This window comes from Nocardioides ochotonae (genome assembly GCF_011420305.2).
GTDB classification, from domain to species: Bacteria; Actinomycetota; Actinomycetes; order Propionibacteriales; family Nocardioidaceae; genus Nocardioides; species Nocardioides ochotonae.
In genome coordinates, this window is the sequence record NZ_CP061769.1 from 3,930,703 (window position 1) to 3,949,948 (window position 19,246).

The 19,246-nt window shown below is 73.4% G+C and carries 19 protein-coding genes; 5 read left to right on the top strand and 14 right to left on the bottom strand.

The window, feature by feature from the left end:
• From HBO46_RS18845 to purL, 3 genes are all read right to left on the bottom strand, one after another.
• Positions 1–723: an alpha/beta hydrolase family protein gene (locus HBO46_RS18845; RefSeq protein ID WP_224769241.1), complete on the bottom strand. Its 723-nt coding sequence runs from the start codon at positions 721–723 to the stop codon at positions 1–3.
• A 98-nt stretch (positions 724–821) separates the two neighbouring features.
• The gene (gene arfB / locus HBO46_RS18850; RefSeq protein WP_166134454.1) at positions 822–1,247 is read right to left on the bottom strand and encodes an alternative ribosome rescue aminoacyl-tRNA hydrolase ArfB; all 426 of its coding nucleotides are present in this window, start codon (positions 1,245–1,247) and stop codon (positions 822–824) included.
• Positions 1,240–3,519: a phosphoribosylformylglycinamidine synthase subunit PurL gene (gene purL / locus HBO46_RS18855; protein WP_166134456.1), complete on the bottom strand. Its 2,280-nt coding sequence runs from the start codon at positions 3,517–3,519 to the stop codon at positions 1,240–1,242. Before purL ends, arfB begins: the two co-directional genes overlap by 8 nt.
• 169 nt (positions 3,520–3,688) lie before the next feature.
• Between purL and HBO46_RS18860 the strand changes: the two genes are divergently transcribed.
• Positions 3,689–5,170 carry a glycoside hydrolase domain-containing protein gene (locus HBO46_RS18860; RefSeq protein ID WP_166134458.1) on the top strand — a complete coding sequence of 494 codons (1,482 nt, stop codon included), beginning with the start codon at positions 3,689–3,691 and terminating at the stop codon, positions 5,168–5,170.
• A 100-nt stretch (positions 5,171–5,270) separates the two neighbouring features.
• Here HBO46_RS18860 and HBO46_RS18865 read toward each other — a convergent pair whose 3' ends face one another.
• From HBO46_RS18865 to purS, 3 genes are read right to left on the bottom strand one after another with little or no spacing between them, the layout of a single operon-like run.
• Positions 5,271–5,717: a DUF3817 domain-containing protein gene (locus tag HBO46_RS18865; protein ID WP_166134460.1), complete on the bottom strand. Its 447-nt coding sequence runs from the start codon at positions 5,715–5,717 to the stop codon at positions 5,271–5,273.
• The gene (gene purQ / locus HBO46_RS18870; RefSeq protein WP_166134462.1) at positions 5,714–6,379 is read right to left on the bottom strand and encodes a phosphoribosylformylglycinamidine synthase subunit PurQ; all 666 of its coding nucleotides are present in this window, start codon (positions 6,377–6,379) and stop codon (positions 5,714–5,716) included. Before purQ ends, HBO46_RS18865 begins: the two co-directional genes overlap by 4 nt.
• Complete coding sequence (gene purS, locus HBO46_RS18875) at positions 6,376–6,645, bottom strand: phosphoribosylformylglycinamidine synthase subunit PurS (RefSeq protein WP_166134464.1); 270 nt, start codon at positions 6,643–6,645, stop codon at positions 6,376–6,378. Before purS ends, purQ begins: the two co-directional genes overlap by 4 nt.
• Before the next feature lie 80 nt (positions 6,646–6,725).
• Here purS and HBO46_RS18880 point away from each other — a divergent pair, with 80 nt between their 5' ends.
• Positions 6,726–7,250, top strand: a complete 525-nt coding sequence (locus HBO46_RS18880; protein WP_166134466.1) for a general stress protein — start codon at positions 6,726–6,728, stop codon at positions 7,248–7,250.
• Between the two features lie 13 nt (positions 7,251–7,263).
• Here the strand turns inward: HBO46_RS18880 and HBO46_RS18885 are convergent, their stop codons facing one another.
• From HBO46_RS18885 to HBO46_RS18895, 3 genes are read right to left on the bottom strand one after another with little or no spacing between them, the layout of a single operon-like run.
• Complete coding sequence (locus HBO46_RS18885) at positions 7,264–8,832, bottom strand: long-chain-fatty-acid--CoA ligase (protein WP_166134468.1); 1,569 nt, start codon at positions 8,830–8,832, stop codon at positions 7,264–7,266.
• 54 nt (positions 8,833–8,886) lie between these two features.
• Positions 8,887–9,282, bottom strand: a complete 396-nt coding sequence (locus HBO46_RS18890) for an SRPBCC family protein (protein ID WP_166134470.1) — start codon at positions 9,280–9,282, stop codon at positions 8,887–8,889.
• Positions 9,283–9,289: 7 nt separating this feature from the next.
• The gene (locus HBO46_RS18895; protein WP_166134472.1) at positions 9,290–10,186 is read right to left on the bottom strand and encodes a phosphoribosylaminoimidazolesuccinocarboxamide synthase; all 897 of its coding nucleotides are present in this window, start codon (positions 10,184–10,186) and stop codon (positions 9,290–9,292) included.
• 106 nt (positions 10,187–10,292) lie between these two features.
• On the opposite strand from HBO46_RS18895, the gene HBO46_RS18900 reads away from it, so the two are divergent.
• Positions 10,293–11,744, top strand: a complete 1,452-nt coding sequence (locus tag HBO46_RS18900) for an MFS transporter (RefSeq protein ID WP_166134474.1) — start codon at positions 10,293–10,295, stop codon at positions 11,742–11,744.
• A 71-nt stretch (positions 11,745–11,815) separates the two neighbouring features.
• The gene (locus HBO46_RS18905) at positions 11,816–12,385 is read left to right on the top strand and encodes a carboxymuconolactone decarboxylase family protein (protein ID WP_166134476.1); all 570 of its coding nucleotides are present in this window, start codon (positions 11,816–11,818) and stop codon (positions 12,383–12,385) included.
• An 11-nt stretch (positions 12,386–12,396) separates the two neighbouring features.
• Here HBO46_RS18905 and HBO46_RS18910 read toward each other — a convergent pair whose 3' ends face one another.
• From HBO46_RS18910 to HBO46_RS18930, 5 genes are all read right to left on the bottom strand, one after another.
• The gene (locus HBO46_RS18910) at positions 12,397–13,434 is read right to left on the bottom strand and encodes a hypothetical protein (protein ID WP_166134478.1); all 1,038 of its coding nucleotides are present in this window, start codon (positions 13,432–13,434) and stop codon (positions 12,397–12,399) included.
• Positions 13,431–13,997 carry an RNA polymerase sigma factor gene (locus tag HBO46_RS18915; RefSeq protein ID WP_153325248.1) on the bottom strand — a complete coding sequence of 189 codons (567 nt, stop codon included), beginning with the start codon at positions 13,995–13,997 and terminating at the stop codon, positions 13,431–13,433. Before HBO46_RS18915 ends, HBO46_RS18910 begins: the two co-directional genes overlap by 4 nt.
• 94 nt (positions 13,998–14,091) lie before the next feature.
• Positions 14,092–15,522: an adenylosuccinate lyase gene (gene purB / locus HBO46_RS18920; protein WP_166134480.1), complete on the bottom strand. Its 1,431-nt coding sequence runs from the start codon at positions 15,520–15,522 to the stop codon at positions 14,092–14,094.
• On the bottom strand, positions 15,522–16,793 hold the full coding sequence (gene purD, locus HBO46_RS18925; protein WP_166136153.1) for a phosphoribosylamine--glycine ligase: 1,272 nt from the start codon (positions 16,791–16,793) through the stop codon (positions 15,522–15,524). Before purD ends, purB begins: the two co-directional genes overlap by 1 nt.
• A 77-nt stretch (positions 16,794–16,870) precedes the next feature.
• A complete protein-coding gene (locus tag HBO46_RS18930) occupies positions 16,871–18,154 on the bottom strand; it encodes an adenylosuccinate synthase (RefSeq protein WP_166134482.1) in 1,284 nt (427 codons plus the stop codon).
• 138 nt (positions 18,155–18,292) lie between these two features.
• Between HBO46_RS18930 and HBO46_RS18935 the strand changes: the two genes are divergently transcribed.
• Positions 18,293–19,210 (top strand): diacylglycerol/lipid kinase family protein, encoded by a 918-nt coding sequence (locus tag HBO46_RS18935; protein WP_224769242.1) that lies wholly within the window; start codon positions 18,293–18,295, stop codon positions 19,208–19,210.
• Positions 19,211–19,246 lie beyond the last annotated feature (36 nt).

The window sequence follows — 19,246 nt, forward strand, 5'->3', positions numbered from 1 at the left end:
CTATCCGAGCCCGGCCAGCAGGTCCACGGTCCGTGCCCAGGCCGGCGAGTCGGGGTCGACCAGGGCCATGTGCGGGTCCGCGAGGTCGTCCTCGACCACGAGCAGGTCCGCGTCGCCGCCGGCGGCGCGGGCCCGCGCGACGTACTCCTCGGACTGGGTGAGGGGTACGACGTCGTCGGCGCGGGCGTGCACGCAGCGCACCGGCACCGCGAGCGGCACCTGCGCGACCGGGTCGAGGGCCGCCTCGGCGGCGCCGGGCGGGTGGCCGAGGAACGCCTCGACGGCGCCGTCGCCCAGGTGCTCGCGGTGCGCGGCGGTCAGGTCGAGCACCCCGGCCTGGGCCACCACGTGGGTCAGCGGCGAGCCGGGCTGCGCCGCGGCCCGGGCGACCAGGTGCCCGCCGGCGGAGTGGCCCAGACCGACGACGCGGTGCAGCGGCAGCCCGTGGGCGGGGGCGTGCTCGCGCAGCGACGCGATCGCGGCAGCCACGTCGCCGCAGGTCGCCGCCGCGCCGACGCCTCGGCGATACTCGACGTTCCACACCGCCCAGCCCCGGGCGGCCAGGTCGGTCGCGAGCGGGCGGCCCAGCGCGCAGTCGTACGCCGGTCTCCAGAAACCGCCGTGCACCACCGCCACGGTCCCGCGGGGGACGCCCCCGGACCCGGCGGGCAGCGTCAGTTCGGCGTACTGGTCGGGGTGGGGCCCGTAGGTGATCCGGCGCATGGGGTCATCGTGCCCGGGCGGGCCGGGGCGTGCTGGCCTCCGGGGCGCGCGCGTAACTGCGCGCAACCACCAGCCGCCCACCATCGCCGCCGGCCCGATCAGTCGAAGCGACCCTGCCGCCCGCGCTTGATGTCCCCGCGGCGCTTCTTGGCACCCAGGCGCCGCTCCTTCGACCCGCGGGTGGGGCGGGTCGGGCGGCGCTTGGCGGGTGGGGGCGCGGCGGCCTCGCGCAGCAGCTGGGCGAGGCGCTCGCGGGCGGCCTTGCGGTTGGCCAGCTGGGTGCGGTGCTCGCTGGCCACGACCGTCAGCACCCCGTCGACCAGGCGGCCGGCGAGCCGGTCGAGCACCCGGTCGCGCACCGACTCCGGCAGGGACCCCGACCGGGCCAGGTCGACGGAGAGCTCGACGCGGCTGTCGGTGGTGTTGACGCCCTGGCCGCCGGGGCCCGAGGAGCGGGAGAACCGCTCGGTCAGCTCGGCCGCGGGAAGCACCCACGACCGGCTGACGGGCAGGTCGTCAGGCAAGCGCCGCCGGGAGCGTCGCCATCCACGCCGCACGGACCTCGAGCAGCGGGGCGTCGAACTCCCCCTCCACCGACACCGCGTCGCCGCCGGTGACGCCGAGCGCGGTGAGCGGTACGCCGTGGCGCGCGGCGAGCTCGGCGAGCCGGTCCTCCTCGCCGGGGGCGACGGTGACGAGCACCCGGCCCGCGGACTCGGAGAACAGCGCCACGAACGCGTCGTCGGCCACGTCGGCCACCGAGACCCGGGCACCCACCATGCGGTGCAGCGAGGACTCGACGAGCGCCTGGGCCAGGCCGCCGTCGGCGAGGTCGTGGGCGCTGGTGAGCAGGCCGCGGCCCTCGGCGAGCAGCTCGGCGAGCGCCTTCTCGGCCGCCAGGTCCACCCGCGGCGGGGTGCCGCCGAGGTGGCCGTGGACCACGTGCGCCCACTCCGAGCCCGAGAGCTCCTCGCGGGTCTCGCCGAGCAGGAAGACCCGCTCGCCGGCCGCGCCGAAGCCCGACGGGGTCCGTGTGGTGACGTCGTCGATCACGCCGAGCACCGCGACCACCGGGGTCGGCAGGATCGCGGTCTCGCCGGTCTGGTTGTAGAGGCTGACGTTGCCGCCGGTGACGGGGATCCCGAGCTCGAGGCAGCCGTCCTTGAGGCCGCGGCAGGCCTCGGCGAACTGCCACATCACGTCGGTGTCCTCGGGCGAACCGAAGTTCAGGCAGTCCGAGATCGCCAGCGGCGTGGCGCCACCGGTCGCGACGTTGCGGTAGGACTCCGCGAGCGCGAGCTGCGCGCCGGCGTACGGGTCGAGCTTGGCGAAGCGGCCGTTGCAGTCGGTGGAGACCGCGACGCCGAGGTTGGTCTCCTCGTCGATGCGGACCATGCCGCTGTCGGAGGGCTGGGCGAGCACGGTGTTGCCGCGCACGTAGCGGTCGTACTGGTCGGTGATCCAGGACTTGTCGCACAGGTTCGGGCTGGCGACCAGGCGGAGCAGCGTCTCCCGCAGCTCCGCGCCGGTGCCCGGGCGGGCCAGGTCCTCGGCGCGGTCGGCCTGGAGGGCGTCCTGCCAGGTCGGGCGGGCGAAGGGGCGCTCGTACGTCGGGCCCTCGTGGGCGACGGTGCGCGGGGGCACGTCGACGACCCGCTCGCCGTGCCAGTCGATCTCGAGGCGGCCGGTGTCGGTGACCTCGCCGATCACGACGGCCTCGACGTCCCACTTGGCACAGATCGCCATGAACGCCTCGACGTCGTCGGGCTCGACGACGGCCATCATCCGCTCCTGCGACTCGCTCATGAGGATCTCCTCGGGAGCGAGCGTGGAGTCGCGCAGCGGCACCCGGTCGAGCTCGACGTGCATGCCGCCGTCGCCGGCGGAGGCGAGCTCGGAGGTGGCGCACGACAGGCCCGCGCCGCCGAGGTCCTGGATGCCGGCGACCAGGCCGGCGGCGAAGATCTCCAGGGTGCACTCGATGAGCAGCTTCTCCATGAAGGGGTCGCCCACCTGCACGCTGGGGCGCTTCGCGGGGCCGTCGGCGTCGAAGGTCTCGCTCGCCAGGACGGACACCCCGCCGATGCCGTCGCCGCCGGTGCGGGCGCCGTAGAGGATCACCTGGTTGCCGACGCCGGAGGCCTTGGCGAGGTGCAGGTCCTCGTGGCGCAGCACGCCGACGCACAGCGCGTTGACCAGCGGGTTGCCGGCGTAGCTGGCGTCGAAGACCGCCTCGCCGCCGATGTTGGGCAGGCCCAGGCAGTTGCCGTAGCCGCCGACGCCGGCCACGATCCCGGGCAGCACCCGGTGCGTGTCGGGGGCGTCGAGCGGGCCGAAGCGCAGCGGGTCCATCACCGCGACCGGGCGCGCGCCCATCGCGAGGATGTCGCGGACGATGCCGCCCACGCCGGTCGCGGCGCCCTGGTAGGGCTCGACGTACGACGGGTGGTTGTGGCTCTCGACCTTGAAGGTGACGGCGTAGCCCTGGCCGACGTCGATGACGCCGGCGTTCTCGCCGATGCCGGCCAGCATCTTGCCGGCCGGGGTCTCCTGCGGGATCTCGGAGAACTGCTTGAGGTGCACCTTGGAGGACTTGTAGGAGCAGTGCTCGCTCCACATGACCGAGTACATCGCCAGCTCCGAGCTGGTCGGGCGGCGCCCGAGGATCTCGCGGATCCGGGCGTACTCGTCGGCCTTCAGCCCGAGGTCCGACCACGGCTGGGGCCGGTCGGGGTCGGTGGCGGCGGCCGCGACGGTGTCGAGGGTGGACGTGGCGGGTCGCTGCTGCTTCGGCACGAGGGTCAATCTACCGGCGTGGCCGCCCCGCCCCGCAGGCGGCGTCCGCGCACCGGTCCCCGGGCGCACCAACCCTCCGGCGCGCCGCTGACCTGCGCAGACACCGCCGCGAACTACACATCTGTAGTTCGCGCGGAAGGCTGTGACTGATGTGACTGCTGTGGTTAGGGTGACGAGGCTCGACTCACGAGCCGACTGCCAGAACCCCGACCCGGCCCTGGCCCCGGTCCTGCCCTGGAGCTTCCCCATGCGTCACCCGTCCTTTCGCACGTCCCGCGCCCGCACCCGCCCGGGCCGCCGCCTCGCCGGCGCCCTCGCCGCGGTGCTCGCCCTCAGCGTCGCCGGCACCACCACGGTGCTGACCACCGCGCCGCCCGCCGCCGCGTCCGCGTCCGTGTCGAACCCGCCCACGCCGGGCAGCTTCACCGGCTACGGCTTCGACCAGTGCCTCACCCCGACCCAGCAGGCGATGAACACCTGGCTGCGCACCTCGCCGTTCCTCGCGGTCGGCGTCTACATCTCCGGCGCCTCGCGGGCCTGCCGGGACCAGCCGAACCTCACCGCGGCCTGGGTCAAGAAGCAGCTGACCAAGGGCTGGCGGCTGCTGCCGATCACGCTCGGCCCGCAGGCCTCCTGCCAGCCCCGCTTCCCGCGCTACGGCAACGACCCGACGATCAACCCCGCGCCCGGCAAGCACGGCCTCTACGGCCAGGCCCGCACCATGGGCCGCGCCGAGGCCGACTCGGCCGTCGCCGCCGCGAAGCGGCTCGGGATCGTGCCCGGCAGCACGCTGTTCTACGACCTCGAGGGCTACGACAACACCAACACCCACTGCCGCGAGTCCGCGCTGGCCTTCCTGACCGGCTGGACCAACCGGGTCCGCGCCCAGGGCTACCTCTCCGGGGTCTACTCGAGCGCCTCCTCCGGCATCGTGGCGCTGGACAAGGCACGGCGTACCAAGCAGCGCGCGACCGTGGTGCCCGACCAGATCTGGATCGCCGACTGGGACGGCATCGCCAACACCTCCACCACCTACATCGGCGAGGACGGCTGGCGCCCCGGCGGCCGGCTCAAGCAGTACCGCGGCGGGCACGACGAGACCTGGGGCGGGGTGCGCATCAACATCGACAGCAACTACCTCGACCTCGGCCAGGGCTCGGTGGCCGCGCGGGAGACCCACTGCGGCGGGGTGCGCGTGGACTTCGAGCGCTACCAGGCGCTCCAGGCGCCCACCGCCGGCCGGGTCTCCCCGCCCGCGCAGGTCACCGCGCTGCAGTGCCTGCTGACCGAGCAGGGCATCTACACCGGTCGCCTGCACGGCACGTACAACGCCCGCCTGATCAAGGCGGTCAACCAGTGGCAGCGCGAGGCCGGCCAGCCGGTCAGCCGCAGCTGGACGCACAAGAACTGGATGTCGCTGACCGCGGCCGGGCCGCGCGCGGTGCTCAAGCACGGCTCCGCGGGCACTATGGTGCGCCGCGTCCAGCGGGCCCTGAACGCCGCCCGCCCGGCCGCGGCGATCCCGGTGACCGGCACCTTCGAGGCCACCACCACCGCCGCGGTCAAGGGCTACCAGAAGAAGGTCGGGCTCCCGCAGTCCGGCGTGGTCGAGGCCCGGACCTGGCGCCACCTGGCCAACGGCGTGCGCTGAGGCCCGCTCCCCCGCACCGCACGACACGCACAGCACGAAACGCCGTACGCCGGCACCGCTCAGGCGGTGCCGGCGTACGGCGTTTCAGGTGGGGAGCGGGTCAGCCGACCGGCGGGCCGGCGACCAGCGCGACGCCGAAGAGCACACCCACCGCGACGAGGCCGGTGACCACGCCCTGCAACGGCTTGCGGATGAACCAGGCGGCGACCTTCTCGAGGAAGCCGCCGGGCTCCTGCGTGCGCAACCGCCAGGTGTCGGCGAGCAGCCCGCGACGCTCGGCGTGGATCTCGAAGGGCACGGTCGCGAACGGCGGCACCGCCGCGACCAGGCCGAGGGCGGTCTGCTTGAGCGGCCAGCGCTGGTCCAGCGCGACCAGGACGGTGCTCAGGCAGTAGGCGATGAACACCGCGCCGTGGACCATGCCGCCGATGCGGACGCCGAGCTCGGTGGTCTGGGTGACGTACTTGAGGAACATCCCGCCCAGCAGCAGCGCCCAGGTCACGGCCTCGGCGCGGGCGATGAAGCGGTAGAGACGGATCGGGGTCATGCAAACACTCCAGCTGCGAGTGAGGTGAAGAAGCCGAGACCGTCGGTCCCGGTACCGGTCAGGTCCTCGACCGAGTGCTCCGGGTGGGGCATCAGGCCGACGACGTTGCCGCGCTCGTTGCAGATGCCGGCGATGTCGCGCAGCGAGCCGTTGGGGTTGCCCAGGTAGCGCGCGACGACCTGGCCCTCGCCCTCCAGCCGGTCCAGCGTCTCGGCGTCGGCCACGAAGGCACCCTCGCCGTTCTTGAGCGCGATCACCACCTCCGCGCCCTCGTCGTACGACGCGGTCCACGGGGTGCGGTTGTTCTCGATGCGCAGCGGCTGGTCGAGGCAGAGGAACCGCTGCTCGGTGTTGCGGATCAGCGCGCCGGGCAGCAGGTGCGACTCGCACAGGATCTGGAAGCCGTTGCAGATGCCGAGCACGGGCATGCCGCGGCGCGCGGCCTCGACGACCTCGGTCATGACCGGGGAGAAGCGCGAGATCGCGCCGCAGCGCAGGTAGTCGCCGTAGGAGAAGCCACCGGGCAGCACCACCGCGTCCACCCCCTGCAGGTCGTGGTCGCCGTGCCAGAGCGCGACCGCCTCGTGGCCGCCGATGCGCACGGCGCGCTGCGCGTCGACGTCGTCCAGCGAGCCGGGGAACGTGACGACGCCGACCTTCACGCGAGCACCTCGGCGCCGCTGGCGTCCTCGACCCGCACGGTGAAGTTCTCGATCACCGGGTTCGACAGCAGCGTCTCCGCCATCTGGTGCACCTCGGCGAGGACGGCCTCGGTGGCCTCGCCCTCGATCTCGAGCTCGAAGCGCTTGCCCTGGCGCACGTCGACGACGCCGGAGAAGCCCAGGCGGGGCAGGGCACCGAGCACGGCCTTCCCCTGCGGGTCGAGGATCTCGGGCTTGGGCATGACGTCGACGACGACTCGGGGCACGTGAGGCTCCTGGGAAGCAGGGGTGGGTGTGTACGCATTCTACGAGGGCTCGCTCACCTCCGGTCCGGCACACTGGACCCATGAGCATGCCCACCCCCGGCGCCGGCAGCGGCGTCCCCGGACCGGGAGCGAACCCGCTACGCCTGGAGTTCCCCCAGTCCCTCGCCGTGTACGACGACTACGCGGCCGCCCAGCGGGCCGTGGACTTCCTCTCCGACCGCAAGTTCCCCGTGCAGCAGTGCATGATCGTCGGCACCGACCTCAAGCGGATCGAGCGGATCACCGGCCGCCTCACCACCGGCAAGGTGGCCCTCGGCGGCGCGGCCTCCGGCGCCTGGCTCGGCCTGTTCGTGGGCCTGCTCTTCGTTCTGTTCACCACCGAGGCCGCCCTGGCGGTGCTGATCTCCACGCTGATCTTCGGTGCCCTGTTCGGCGTCATCTGGTCGCTGGTCGGGTACGCCGCCACGCGCGGGCGCCGCGACTTCTCCTCGGTCACCCAGGTGGTCGCGACCCGCTACGAGGTGCTGGTCGAGCACAAGGTGGCCGCCCAGGCCCGCGAGCTGCTGGCCCAGCTGCCGGGCAGCCAGCCCAACCCGTTCGCCTGAGCGGCGCCGGCGCTCAGCTCAGCTCGCGCTTGAGGATCTTGCCGGTCGCGGTCATCGGCAGGCTCTCGCGGAACTCCACGAGGCGCGGGTACTTGTAGCCCGCCATCTGCTCCTTGGCCCACGCGACCAGCGCGTCCTCGGTGAGGTCCGAGCCGGGGGTGCGGATCACGACCGCCTTGATCTCCTCGCCGTGGGTGTCGTGGGGAACCCCGATGACCGCGCACATCGAGACCTCGGGGTGGGTGAGGAGCACCTCCTCGATCTCGCGCGGGTAGACGTTGAACCCGCCGCGGATGATCATCTCCTTGGCCCGGTCGACGATGTAGTACCAGCCGTCCTCGTCCTTGCGGGCCAGGTCGCCGGTGCGGAACCAGCCGTCGGCGTCGATCGCCTCCGCGGTCGCCTCGGGGCGGGCGTAGTAGCCCTTCATCACGTTGTGGCCGCGCACCGCGATCTCGCCGATCACGTCGGCGCCGGAGTCGTCGTCGGTGACCTCGGCGCCGTCGCTGCCGACCAGCCGCATCTCCACGCCCGGGATCGGCACGCCGATCGACCCGGGGCGCGCCGGGGCGCCGTACTCGGAGAACGACGCGACCGGGGAGGTCTCGGAGAGGCCGTAGCCCTCGAGGATCGTGACCCCGAAGCGCTTCTCGAACTCGCGGTGCACCTCGACCGGGAGCGCCGAGCCGCCGGAGACCGCGACCCGGAGGCTCTCCGCGATCTCCTGGGCGTCGATCCCCTCCTCGAGCGCGCCGAGCAGGGCCCAGTACATCGTCGGGACGCCGGCGAAGAAGGTGATCCGCTCGCGGCGCATCAGCTCCAGCGCGGCGACCGGCTCGAAGCGCGGCAGCATCACGACCGTGCCGCCGAAGGCGAAGGCGCCGTTCTGGCACACGGTCTGGCCGAAGGAGTGGAACAGCGGCAGCACGCACAGGTAGGTGTCGGGGTTCGCGGCGTCGGCGCCGAAGAGGGCCTCGCTGGCGAGCGCGTTGTCGCGCATGTTGCGGTGGCGCAGCTCGGCGCCCTTGGCCTGCCCGGTGGTGCCGGAGGTGTAGAGGATGACGGCCGTGTCGTCCTCGTCGGTCGCGACGGTCTCGAACGCGCCCGAGTGGGTCATCATCGCTCCGGCCATCGTCTCGGTGCCCTCGATCGGGGAGGGAGCACCGAGGTCGGCGGTGATGACGAAGAAGTGCTCGCAACCGTCGACGGCCTCGAAACCGGCGTGGCCGTTGACGCCCATCGGCAGCTCGGGGGTGCCCTCGAAGCAGAAGTAGGCCTTCGCGTCGGAGTCCTCGAGGTGGTAGGCGATCTCGCGGCCCTTGAGCAGCACGTTGAGCGGGACCACCGTCGCCCCGGCCTTGAGGATCCCGAAGTAGACGATCGTGAAGTACGGCGTGTTGGGGCAGCTCAGCGCCACCTTGTCGCCGGGACCGATGCCGCGCTCCACCAGCAGGTTGGCGCACATGTTGGCGAAGGCGTTGATGGAGGAGTAGCTCAGGCGGGTGTCACCGAGGACCACCGCGTCCCGGTCGGGGTACTTCGCGGCGCTGTCCTCGAGCAGGGACGAGAGGTTGTACGACAACGGAGCCTCCAACGGCTGGGGTGTGGGGACAACCTACGTGCCGGTTCCCGCCCGTCAGGCGAGGAGGCGGGCGGCGCGGCGCAGGTCGGCGCGGACGGCGTACGGCGCGAGGCGGGCCAGCAACCCCGCCAGCGGGCGGGCGGGACCGGTGGCGCGGAGCGCGAGGGTGGGCTCGACCTCGCAGCCGCCCGGCGCCGGGGCGAAGGTCAGGGTCAGCTCGGCGGCGAAGGAGCGCCAGGTGCCGCGCTCGGTCCAGCGGTGCGGGCGCTGCAGCACGGTGGTCTCCATCCGTGGGCGCAGCCCGGGCCTGGTGACGTCGACCCAGGTCTGACCGACCCGGGGCTCGCCGTCGACGTCCTCGACGCGGGCCAGGCTGGACTGCCAGGCCGGCCGGTGACGCGGGTCGACGAGGAAGTCGAAGGCGACCTCGGGCGCGACCGGCAGGCGCATGGCGGTCCTAGAACCGCTCGCCGGTGAGCAGCTCGTAGGCCTCGACGTAGCGGGCCCGGGTGTGCTCGACGACCGCGGGCGGCAGCGCCGGCGGCGGCACGTCGGAGCGGGGGTCCCAGCCGGACTCCGGGGAGGTGAGCCAGTTGCGGACGTTCTGCTTGTCGTAGGAGGCCTGGGTGCGCCCGGGCTGCCAGTCGGCGGCCGGCCAGAACCGCGAGGAGTCCGGGGTGAGGACCTCATCGCCCAGCACCATCACGTCGTCGGCGCGCAGGCCGAACTCGAACTTGGTGTCGGCCAGGATGATGCCGCGCTCGCGGGCGATGCCCTCGGCGCGCTCGTAGACCGCGAGGGTCAGCTCGCGCAGCGACGCGGCGGTCTCCTCCCCGACCGTGCGGACGACCGCGTCGTAGGAGACGTTCTCGTCGTGGTCGCCGAGCTCGGCCTTGGTGGCCGGGGTGAAGATCGGCTCGGGCAGCCGGCTGGCCTCCTCCAGGCCCGGCGGCAGCGCGATGCCGCACACCTCGCCGGTGGCGCGGTAGTCGGCCAGCCCGGAGCCGGTGAGGTAGCCGCGGGCCACGCACTCGACCGGGAACATCTCCAGGCGCTCGCAGATCACCGCGCGCCCGCGGACGGCCTCGGGCACGTCGGTGGAGAGCACGTGGTGCGGGACCAGGTCGGTGAGCTGGTCGAACCACCACAGCGACATCCGGGTCAGGATCTCGCCCTTGTCCGGGATCGTGCTGTCCAGCACCCAGTCGAAGGAGGAGATCCGGTCGCTGGCCACCATCAGCAGCTGCCCGGCGTGCTCGCCGGTCTCGATCTCATAGAGGTCGCGCACCTTGCCCGAGTGCAGGTGCCGCGCACCCTCGATCGCCGGGGCGGGTGGGATGTTCGGCTCGGCCACGGCCCCACCCTAGAGGCCGGCCGCGCCCCGCACCCGCGGCCCGCCCCATCCCGGACAACGACCAGGCCGGTGTCATGGGGGCCGGGACCGGGCACCATGCACCACGATGGACGAGCAGCCCACGCCGCGGCCCGCGCCCGGCTCCCCCGCATCCCCCGGCGCCGCCGACGACGAGTACGTCGCAGACCCGCGCCGCTGGCGGATCCTCGGCGTCAACCTGGTCGTCGGGTTCATGTCCCTCCTCGACGTCACGGTCGTCAACGTCGCGCTGCCCTCGATGCAGGACGCGCTCGACACGTCCACCTCCACGGTGCAGTGGGTGGTCTCGGGCTACGCGCTGACCTTCGGGCTGACCCTCGTCGCGGGTGGCCGCCTCGGGGACGCCTACGGGCGGCGCCGGCTGATGGCGCTCGGGCTGCTCGGCTTCATGGCGGCCAGCGTGCTGGTCGGACTGGCCCCCAACGTCGAGACGGTGATCCTGGCCCGGCTCCTCCAGGGGGCGGCGGCCGGCCTGCTCACCCCGCAGAACACCGGCCTGATCCAGGACCTGTTCCGCGGCGCGGAGCGCGGGCGCGCGTTCGGCATGTTCGGCGTCACGGTCGCGACGGCCTCCGCGCTGGGCCCGGTCATCGGCGGCTCGATCATCGCGGTGGCCGGCGAGGAGGACGGCTGGCGCTGGCTGTTCTGGATCAACGTCCCCATCGGTCTGGCCGCGCTGGTCGGCATCCTGCGCCTCACCCCCGGTCGTCGTGGCGAGGAGCGGCCGTGGATCGACGTGGTCGGCGCCCTGCTGCTCGGGCTGACGGTGCTCGCCGTGCTGTGGCCGATGGTGATCGCCGAGAGCGGCGCCCGGCTGCCGCTGCTCCTCATCCCACTCGCCGTACCGCTGGGGTGGGCGTTCGTGCGCTGGGAGGCCCGGCTGCGCCGGATCGGCCGCCCCCCGCTGCTCGAGGTGGGGCTGCTGCGCCAGGTGCCGGGCTACGCCGACGGCCTGGTCATCGGCACCCTCTACTTCACCGGGTTCACCGGGATCTTCCTGGTGCTCTCGGTGCACCTGCAGGAGCACCTCGGGCTCTCCCCGCTGGAGGCCGGCCTGCTGATCACGCCCTTCGCGGTCGGGTCGGGGGTCACCTCGCCGGTCGCCGGCCGCCTGGTCAGCCGGATCGGGCGCCGGATCACGGTCTGGGCGCTGCTGATGATGATGTCGGGCGTCGTGCTCGTCGCCCTGCTCGCGCCGGGTCGCGAGGGCGCCTCGCTGGCCCTGGTGCTGGTGCCGTGCCTGCTGCTGGCCGGCATCGGCGCGGGCGGGGTGATCTCGCCCAACTTCACCCTGACCCTCGCCGACGTCCCACCGGTGATGGGCGGCGCGGCCGGTGGCGCGGTGCAGACCGGGCAGCGCATCGGCACCGCGTTCGGTGCCGCACTGCTGATGACCGCCTACGGCACCGGGTCAGCGACCTCGCCCGCCGTCGGCCTGCGCGCCGCGCTGGTCACCGCGCTGGTGCTGCTCAGCCTCGCCCTGGTGGTGGCGATCCGCTCGGCACGCGCCGAGCACTGACTCGCGCTGGGCGCAGCGGACGCCACCGAAGGGGTCTTGACGCTCCTCGCCCACCGGGTGTCGAGTGGCTCATGGCTTTCCTCCACGACGCTCCGGACACCCCAGAGGCGCAGGCGCTGTACGACGCGGACGTGGCCGACGACGGCTACATCATGGATCTCTCGCGCCTGTGGGCCCACCACCCGCCCGCGCATGACGGGCTGTTCGCGCTGCTCGACGACGTCGTCGCGGCGGGCGAGCTCACGCTGCGCCAGCGCGGGATCCTGGTCGCGGCGTGCGCGTCCACGATCGGCGACTCCTACTGCGCGCTGGCCTGGGGCGGGAGGCTCGCGAGCGTCGCGGACCCCGACCTCGCCGTCGCCGTGCTGAGCGGCTCCCACGACGGGCTGAGCCCCGCGGAGCGGGCGATGGCGGCCTGGGCGCGGGCGGTCGCCCGGGACGCCAACGCCACCACCGCCGGCGACGTCGAGGAGCTGCGCGCCGCGGGCTGGACCGAGCGGCAGATCTTCGCGATCACCGTCTTCGTGGCGCTGCGCGCGGCGTTCTCCACCGTCAACGACGCTCTCGGCGCGGTGCCCGACCCCGAGCTGCGTGCCGGCGTGCCGGCGCCGGTCCGCGACGCCGTCACCTGGGGACGCTGAGTGCTGCCGCCTCAGCGCGGGCAGCCCAGCGCCTCGCGGTAGCGCGGGAGGCGACCCTCGGCGACGTCGTCGGCGAACTGCCAGACCACCTCGGCGTAGTCCCCCTCGTCGCGCATCTCCACCAGCACCGGCCAGTCGCGGGAGGTGCCCAGCGCGGTCACCGCGGTGGCCGCCCGCTCGTCCTGGCCGGCCCGCCGTGCGGCGCGGTACTCCCCGAGCCAGGCGCAGGCCACGGCACCGGCGACGTCGACACCGAGGTGGTAGGGGTCGACCTGCTCCGAGGTGATCGACGCGGGGTCGAGGCCGGGCGGCAGGGCGGGGTCAGCCACGGAGCGGATCGCGTCGAGGATCTCCGCGATCGCCTCGGCACGCTCGGCGCTGGTCACGGCCTCTCCGCTCAGCACCGCCTCGAAGCCGGCCAGGTCGACCTGCCGCAGCCGGGTGAGCAGGCCCTCGTAGACCTCGCGGTCCATCCCGCTGCCGCGGACCTCCGCCCAGTGCCCGTGCTGCACCGGCCGCAGCACCGTGTGGTCGGTGGCGCCGTAGGCCCACAGCCGGGACTCCAGGCCGAGCACCACGATCGGCTCGCCGGGCGAGCGCGGGTCGGTGATGTGCTCGCGGTCGAAGAGGTAGTCCTCGTAGGAGTCGGCCTCGCCCCACATCACCGAGACCACCTGCGTGCCGCGCTCGTAGGTCAGCTCCGCGCTGGCCTCCTCGACGGCCGAGGTGACCAGGGTCCAGCCCGGGGCGTCGAGGACCACCCGGTAGGACTCCGCGGCGACGGGCTCGTGGCCGGTCCGCTGCCCGGCGGCCGTCCCGGCCAGACCGCCGGTGCCGTCGCCGCCCCCGCCCCACCACAGCGGGACGAGCGCCAGCGCCGCCACGGTGGCGGCGACCAGCGGCGCGACCCAGCGGGTGCGGCGCGCGCGGACGACGGACGGCTCGGTGCGCTCGCGGAGCGGCGTGCTCACGATCTCCTCCAGGAGGTCGGCGCGTCCGCGGGACAGCGGCAGCGAGGCCACGGCCTCGTCGGTCAGCTTGGGGTTCACGGCGTCTCCTCCTGGGCGGCGAGCAGGTCTGTGGAGTGGTGGTGTCCGGCCGGCTCCGGATCGTTGCCGAGCGCCTCGCGCAGCCGGGCCCGGGCCCGGGAGAGGCGCGGGCGGACCACTACCGTGGTCAGCCCCAGAACCTCGGCGATCTCCCGCGGCTGGAGCCCCTCCCACAGGTGCAGCTCGAGCACCTCCTGGTCCCGGCCGCTCAGCCGGCGCATGGCCTCGGTGACGTCGGCGCGCTGGACGACGTCGGCGGACGGGTCCGGGAGGGCAGCGGGCAACTCCCGGCGCAGGCGCGCGCCGAGGTCGCTGCGGCGGTGCTCCCCGCGGCGGTGGTTGGCCAGGGTCCGGCGCGCGACGCCATAGAGCCAGGGCCGGGCCTCCTCCCCCGGCGGCACGTGCGCGAGCCGTCGCCACGCGACCAGGAAGGTCTCCGCGGTGACGTCGGCGGCGTCCTCCGGGCGGTCGGTGCGCCGCAGGGCGTAGCCGAGCACGGCGTCGAAGTACGCGGCGTACAGCCGGCGGAACTCCTGTTCACGTCCCTCGGGGAACTGGCTCATGTCCCCACCATGTCCGGCACGGGACCGAGCGTTGCGGCTCCACGCGCTGACGCGTGTCGTCGTGGCGGGGCGGTCAGCCCCGCCGCGGGCTACCTCAGAGGATCTCGCCCGGCACGTACGCCGCGGCGTCGGGGTGACGCGCGGCGATCTCGCCGACCCGGCGCACGACCTCCTGCACCTGCGCCACCGCGGCGCCGGTGAAGGTGATCGGCTCGGCGACCAGCGAGGCCAGCTGCGCGGCGTCGAGGCCCAGGCGGGGGTCGGCGGCGAGCTTGTCGAAGACGTCGTTGTGGGCCTGTCCGCGGCGCATGTCGAGCGCGGTGCCGACGGCGGCTTCCTTGATCGCCTCGTGGGCGGCCTCGCGGCCCACGCCGTTGCGCACCGCTGCCATCAGCACCTTGGTGGTGGCCAGGAACGGCAGGTAGCGGTCCAGCTCGCGCTGGATGACGGCCGGGAAGGCACCGAACTCGTCGAGCACGGTGAGGAAGGTCTGGAACAGCCCGTCGGCGGCGAAGAACGCGTCCGGCAGCGCCACGCGGCGCACCACGGAGTCGGAGACGTCGCCCTCGTTCCACTGGTCCCCGGCGAGCTCGCCGATCATCGAGACGTGGCCGCGCAGCACGACGGCGAGGCCGTTGACGCGCTCGCAGGAGCGGCTGTTCATCTTGTGCGGCATCGCCGAGGAGCCGACCTGCCCCTCCTTGAAGCCCTCGGTGACGATCTCGTTGCCGGCCATCAGGCGCACCGTGGTGGCCAGGTTGGAGGGCGCCGCCACCAGCTGGGCCAGCGAGGTGACCACGTCGTAGTCGAGCGAGCGCGGGTAGACCTGCCCGACGCTGGTGAACACCCGGTCGAAGCCGAGGTGGGCAGCGACCCGTCCCTCGAGGTCGGCGAGGCGGGCCTCGTCGCCGTCGAGCAGGTCGAGCATGTCCTGGGCGGTGCCCATCGGGCCCTTGATGCCGCGCAGCGGGTAGCGGCCCAGCAGGTCCTCGACCCGCTCGATGCCGACCATCAGCTCGTCGGCGGCGGTCGCGAAGCGCTTGCCCAGCGTGGTCGCCTGCGCCGCCACGTTGTGGCTGCGCCCGGCCATCACGGTGACCTCGTGCTCGGCGGCGAGCCGGCCGAGGCGCACCAGCGCGGCCACCGCACGGTCGCGCACCAGGGCGAGCGACTGGCGGACCTGGAGCTGCTCGACGTTCTCGGTGAGGTCGCGCGAGGTCATGCCCTTGTGGATGTGCTCGTGCCCGGCGAGGTCGCAGAACTCCTCGATGCGGGCCTTCACGTCGTGGCGGGTGACCCGCTCACGGGCCGCGATCGAGGCCAGGTCGACGCCGGCCTCGCCGCGGTCGACGACGGCCTGGTAGGCCTCGATCACACCGTCGGGGACCTCGATGCCGAGGTCGCGCTGGGCCCTCAGCACCGCCACCCACAGCTGGCGCTCCAGCACGATCTTGTGCTCGGGCGACCAGATCCGGGCCAGCTCGGCGCTCGCGTAGCGGGTGGCCAGCACGTTGGGGACGCTCATCAGGACTCCTTGACGGAGGCGCCTTCGACGACGCCCAGGGGTTCGGCTGCGATGTCCGAGCGGCACTGGAGGCCCTCGAACGAGATCTTCTCGGCGGCCGCGTAGGCGCGGGCCCGCGCGTCGGCCACGTCGGCGCCGGTGGCACGCACGGCGAGCACCCGCCCGCCGGCGGTGACCAGCTCCTCGTCCACCAGCGCGGTGCCGGCGTGGATGACGTCGATGTCCGGCTCCGCGTCGGCATGGGAGACCCCGTCGATCACGTCGCCCTTCGAGGAGGACTCGGGGTAGCCGGCCGAGGCCAGCACCACGCTCACGGCCGCCTCGTCGCGGAAGCGCGGGGCCTCCACCTCAGCCAGACGGCCTTCGGCGGCGGCGAGCAGCAGCCCGCCCAGCGGGGTGTCCAGCACCGCCAGCACCGGCTGGATGTCGGGGTCGCCGAAGCGGACGTTGAACTCGATGACCCGCGGGCCGGCTGCGGTCAGCGCGAGACCGACGTAGAGGCAGCCCACGAACGGCGCCCCGCGGCGGACCATCTCCGCCAGCGTCGGCTGCACCACCGTCTCGACCACGGTGCTCGCCAGGTCGGCGGGCGCCCAGGTCAGCGGCGTGTAGGAGCCCATGCCGCCGGTGTTGGGGCCGCGGCCGCCGTCGAAGATCCGCTTGAAGTCCTGCGCCGGCTGCAGCGGGTAGGTCGTGGTGCCGTCGCAGACCGCGAACAGCGACACCTCCGGGCCGTCGAGGAACTCCTCGACCACCACGCGCCCACACCCGGCGGCGTGGGCGAGCGCCTCGTCGCGGTCGGTGGTCACCACGACGCCCTTGCCGGCGGCGAGCGCGTCGTCCTTCACGACGTACGGCGCGCCGTAGGCATCCAGCGCGGCCGCCACCTCCGCGGGGGTGTCGCAGGTGGCGGAGCGGGCGGTCGGCACGCCCGCCGCCGCCATGACCTCCTTGGAGAACGCCTTGGATCCCTCGAGGCGGGCCGCCTCGCGCGACGGGCCGAAGCAGGCGATGCCGGCGGCACGCACCGCGTCGGCGACGCCCGCCACGAGCGGGGCCTCCGGCCCGACGACGACCAGGTCGGCGTCGATGGCGATGGCCAGCGCGGCCACCGCCTCCGGGTCCATCGCGTCGACGTCGTGCAGCGTCGCCACCTCGCCGATGCCGGGGTTGCCGGGCGCGGCGTGCACCTCGGCGACGCCGGGGTCACGGGAGAGGGCGAGCGCCAGGGCGTGCTCGCGCCCGCCGGTGCCGATCACGAGGCAGCGCAGGGAGGTCGTCACGTGGGGTCCTTGTCGCGAGGTGCGGGCCCGGCCCGCTGGGGGCCGGGTCGGGAGATTTCGGCAGGTCAGCCGTTGACGACGATGGTCTGCTCGCGGCCGGGTCCGACGCCCACGCCCCAGATCTTGGCCCCGGAGATCGACTCCAGCGCCCGGACGTAGGTCTGGGCGTTGGCCGGGAGGTCCTCGAAGGTGCGGCAGCCCGAGATGTCGGTCTTCCAGCCCTCGAAGTACTCATAGATCGGCGTGGCGTGGTGGAACTCGGTCTGGGTCATCGGCATCTCCTCGACCCGCTTCCCGTCGACCTCGTAGGCCACGCAGACCGGGATCCGCTCCCAGCTGTCGAGGACGTCGAGCTTGGTGAGGAAGAACTCGGTGAGGCCGTTGACCCGGGCGGCGTAGCGCGCGACCACGGCGTCGTACCAGCCGCAGCGACGGGTGCGGCCGGTCGAGACGCCGATCTCGCCGCCGATGCGCTGCAGCTCCAGGCCGTCCTCGTCGAAGAGCTCGGTCGGGAACGGACCCGAGCCGACGCGGGTGGTGTAGGCCTTGATCACGCCGATCACCCGGTCGATGCGGGTCGGGCCGACGCCCGAGCCCACGCACACGCCGCCGGCGACCGGGTTGCTGCTGGTCACGAACGGGTAGGTGCCGTGGTCGACGTCGAGCATCGTGGCCTGGGCACCCTCGAACAGCACCGTCCTGCCCTCGTCGAGGGCGTTGTTGAGCAGCAGCGAGGTGTCGGCGACCATCGGACGCAGCCGGTCGGTGTAGGAGAGCAGCTCCTCGAGCACCGTGTCGACCTCGATGGCGCGACGGTTGTAGATCTTGGTGAGCAGGTGGTTGCGCACGTCCAGGGCAGCCTCGAGCTTCTCGCGCAGGATGCCCTCGTCGAACAGGTCGGCGACGCGGATGCCGATGCGGCCGACCTTGTCGGAGTACGCCGGGCCGATGCCGCGCCCGGTCGTCCCGATCTGGTTCTTGCCCAGGAACCGCTCGGTGACCTTGTCGATCACCGAGTGGTAGGAGGCGATGACGTGGGCATTGGCCGACACGACCAGGTCAGCGACCTCGACCCCGCGCTCGATGAGCCCATCGAGCTCGCGGAACAGCGCCTCGGGCGAGACCACGACGCCGTTGGCGATGACGCTGGTCGCGCCGGGCGTCAGGATCCCGCTGGGCAGCAGGTGGGTGGCGAACTTCTCGCCGTTGACCACGATCGTGTGGCCGGCGTTGTGACCACCGGAGGTGCGGACGACGAAGTCGATGGGGTCGGTCGTCGCCAGCAGGTCGGTCGCCTTGCCCTTGCCCTCGTCACCCCATTGGGCTCCGAGCACGACAACAGCGGGCATGAGGGTCCCCTCATCGTAGGTTGCAGAGAAATGCAACGGGCCCCGACGACAAGTGCATCGGGGCTCTTGCGACGCGATGCTAGCAAACTGCGGCAACGAGGGCCCGTCCTCGCCGAGGCGCGGGATAGTGTCCGCGACGTGGACCCGATCCTGGTGATCAAGAACAGCGACGCCGGCAGCCTCGAGGAGGAGACCCTCGAGCTCGCGCTGGCGATCCTGCGCGAGCACGCCTCGGTGGAGGTCCAGACCACCTCCAACCCCGGGGAGCTGGACGGGGCGCTCACCCGGGCCGGGTCACGGCGCATCGTCGTGGCCGGCGGGGACGGCAGCCTGCACGCCGTCGTGGCCGCGCTGCACCGGCGCAACGACCTGCACGAGGCGGTCCTGGGCCTGCTGCCCCTCGGCACCGGCAACGACTTCGCCCGCGGCAACGACATCCCCCTCGACGTCGAGAAGGCCGCCCGCGTGATCATCGACGGCGAGGTACGCCGGATGGACGTGCTGCTCGACGAGGTCGGCCAGGTGGTCGTCAACAACGTGCATGCCGGCGCCGGCGCCCAGGCCAGCCGCCGCGGGGCCCGCTGGAAGTCGCGGCTGGGCAAGGTCGGCGTGGGCAAGGTCAACCTCGGCCGGCTCGGCTACCCGATCGGCGCGGCACTGGCCTCGGTCCGCCCGCCGTTCGTGCGCCTGCGCGTCGAGGTCGACGGCGAGCTGGTCTGCGACTGGGACCGCCCGGTGCTGATGGTCGCGGTCGGCAACGGCAGCCACGTCGGCGCCGGCACCGTGCTCAACCCCGACGCCGAGGCCGACGACGGCCGCGTCGACGTCGTGGTCTCGCTGGCGACCGGCCCGCTGGCCCGGGTGGGCTACGTCCTGGGGCTGATGCGCGGGCGGCACACCGAGCGCGAGGACGTGCTGCACCTGCGCGGATCCTCGGTCTCGGTCAGCGGCGAGAGCTTCTGGTGCAGCGCCGACGGGGAGATCTACGGCCCGGAGCGCTCGCGCACCTGGCACGTCGAGCCCGCGGCGTACGCGATGATGATGCCGCGCGGCTGAGGCCGAGCCGCGCTCACGCGGTAGCGTGGCGGGTCG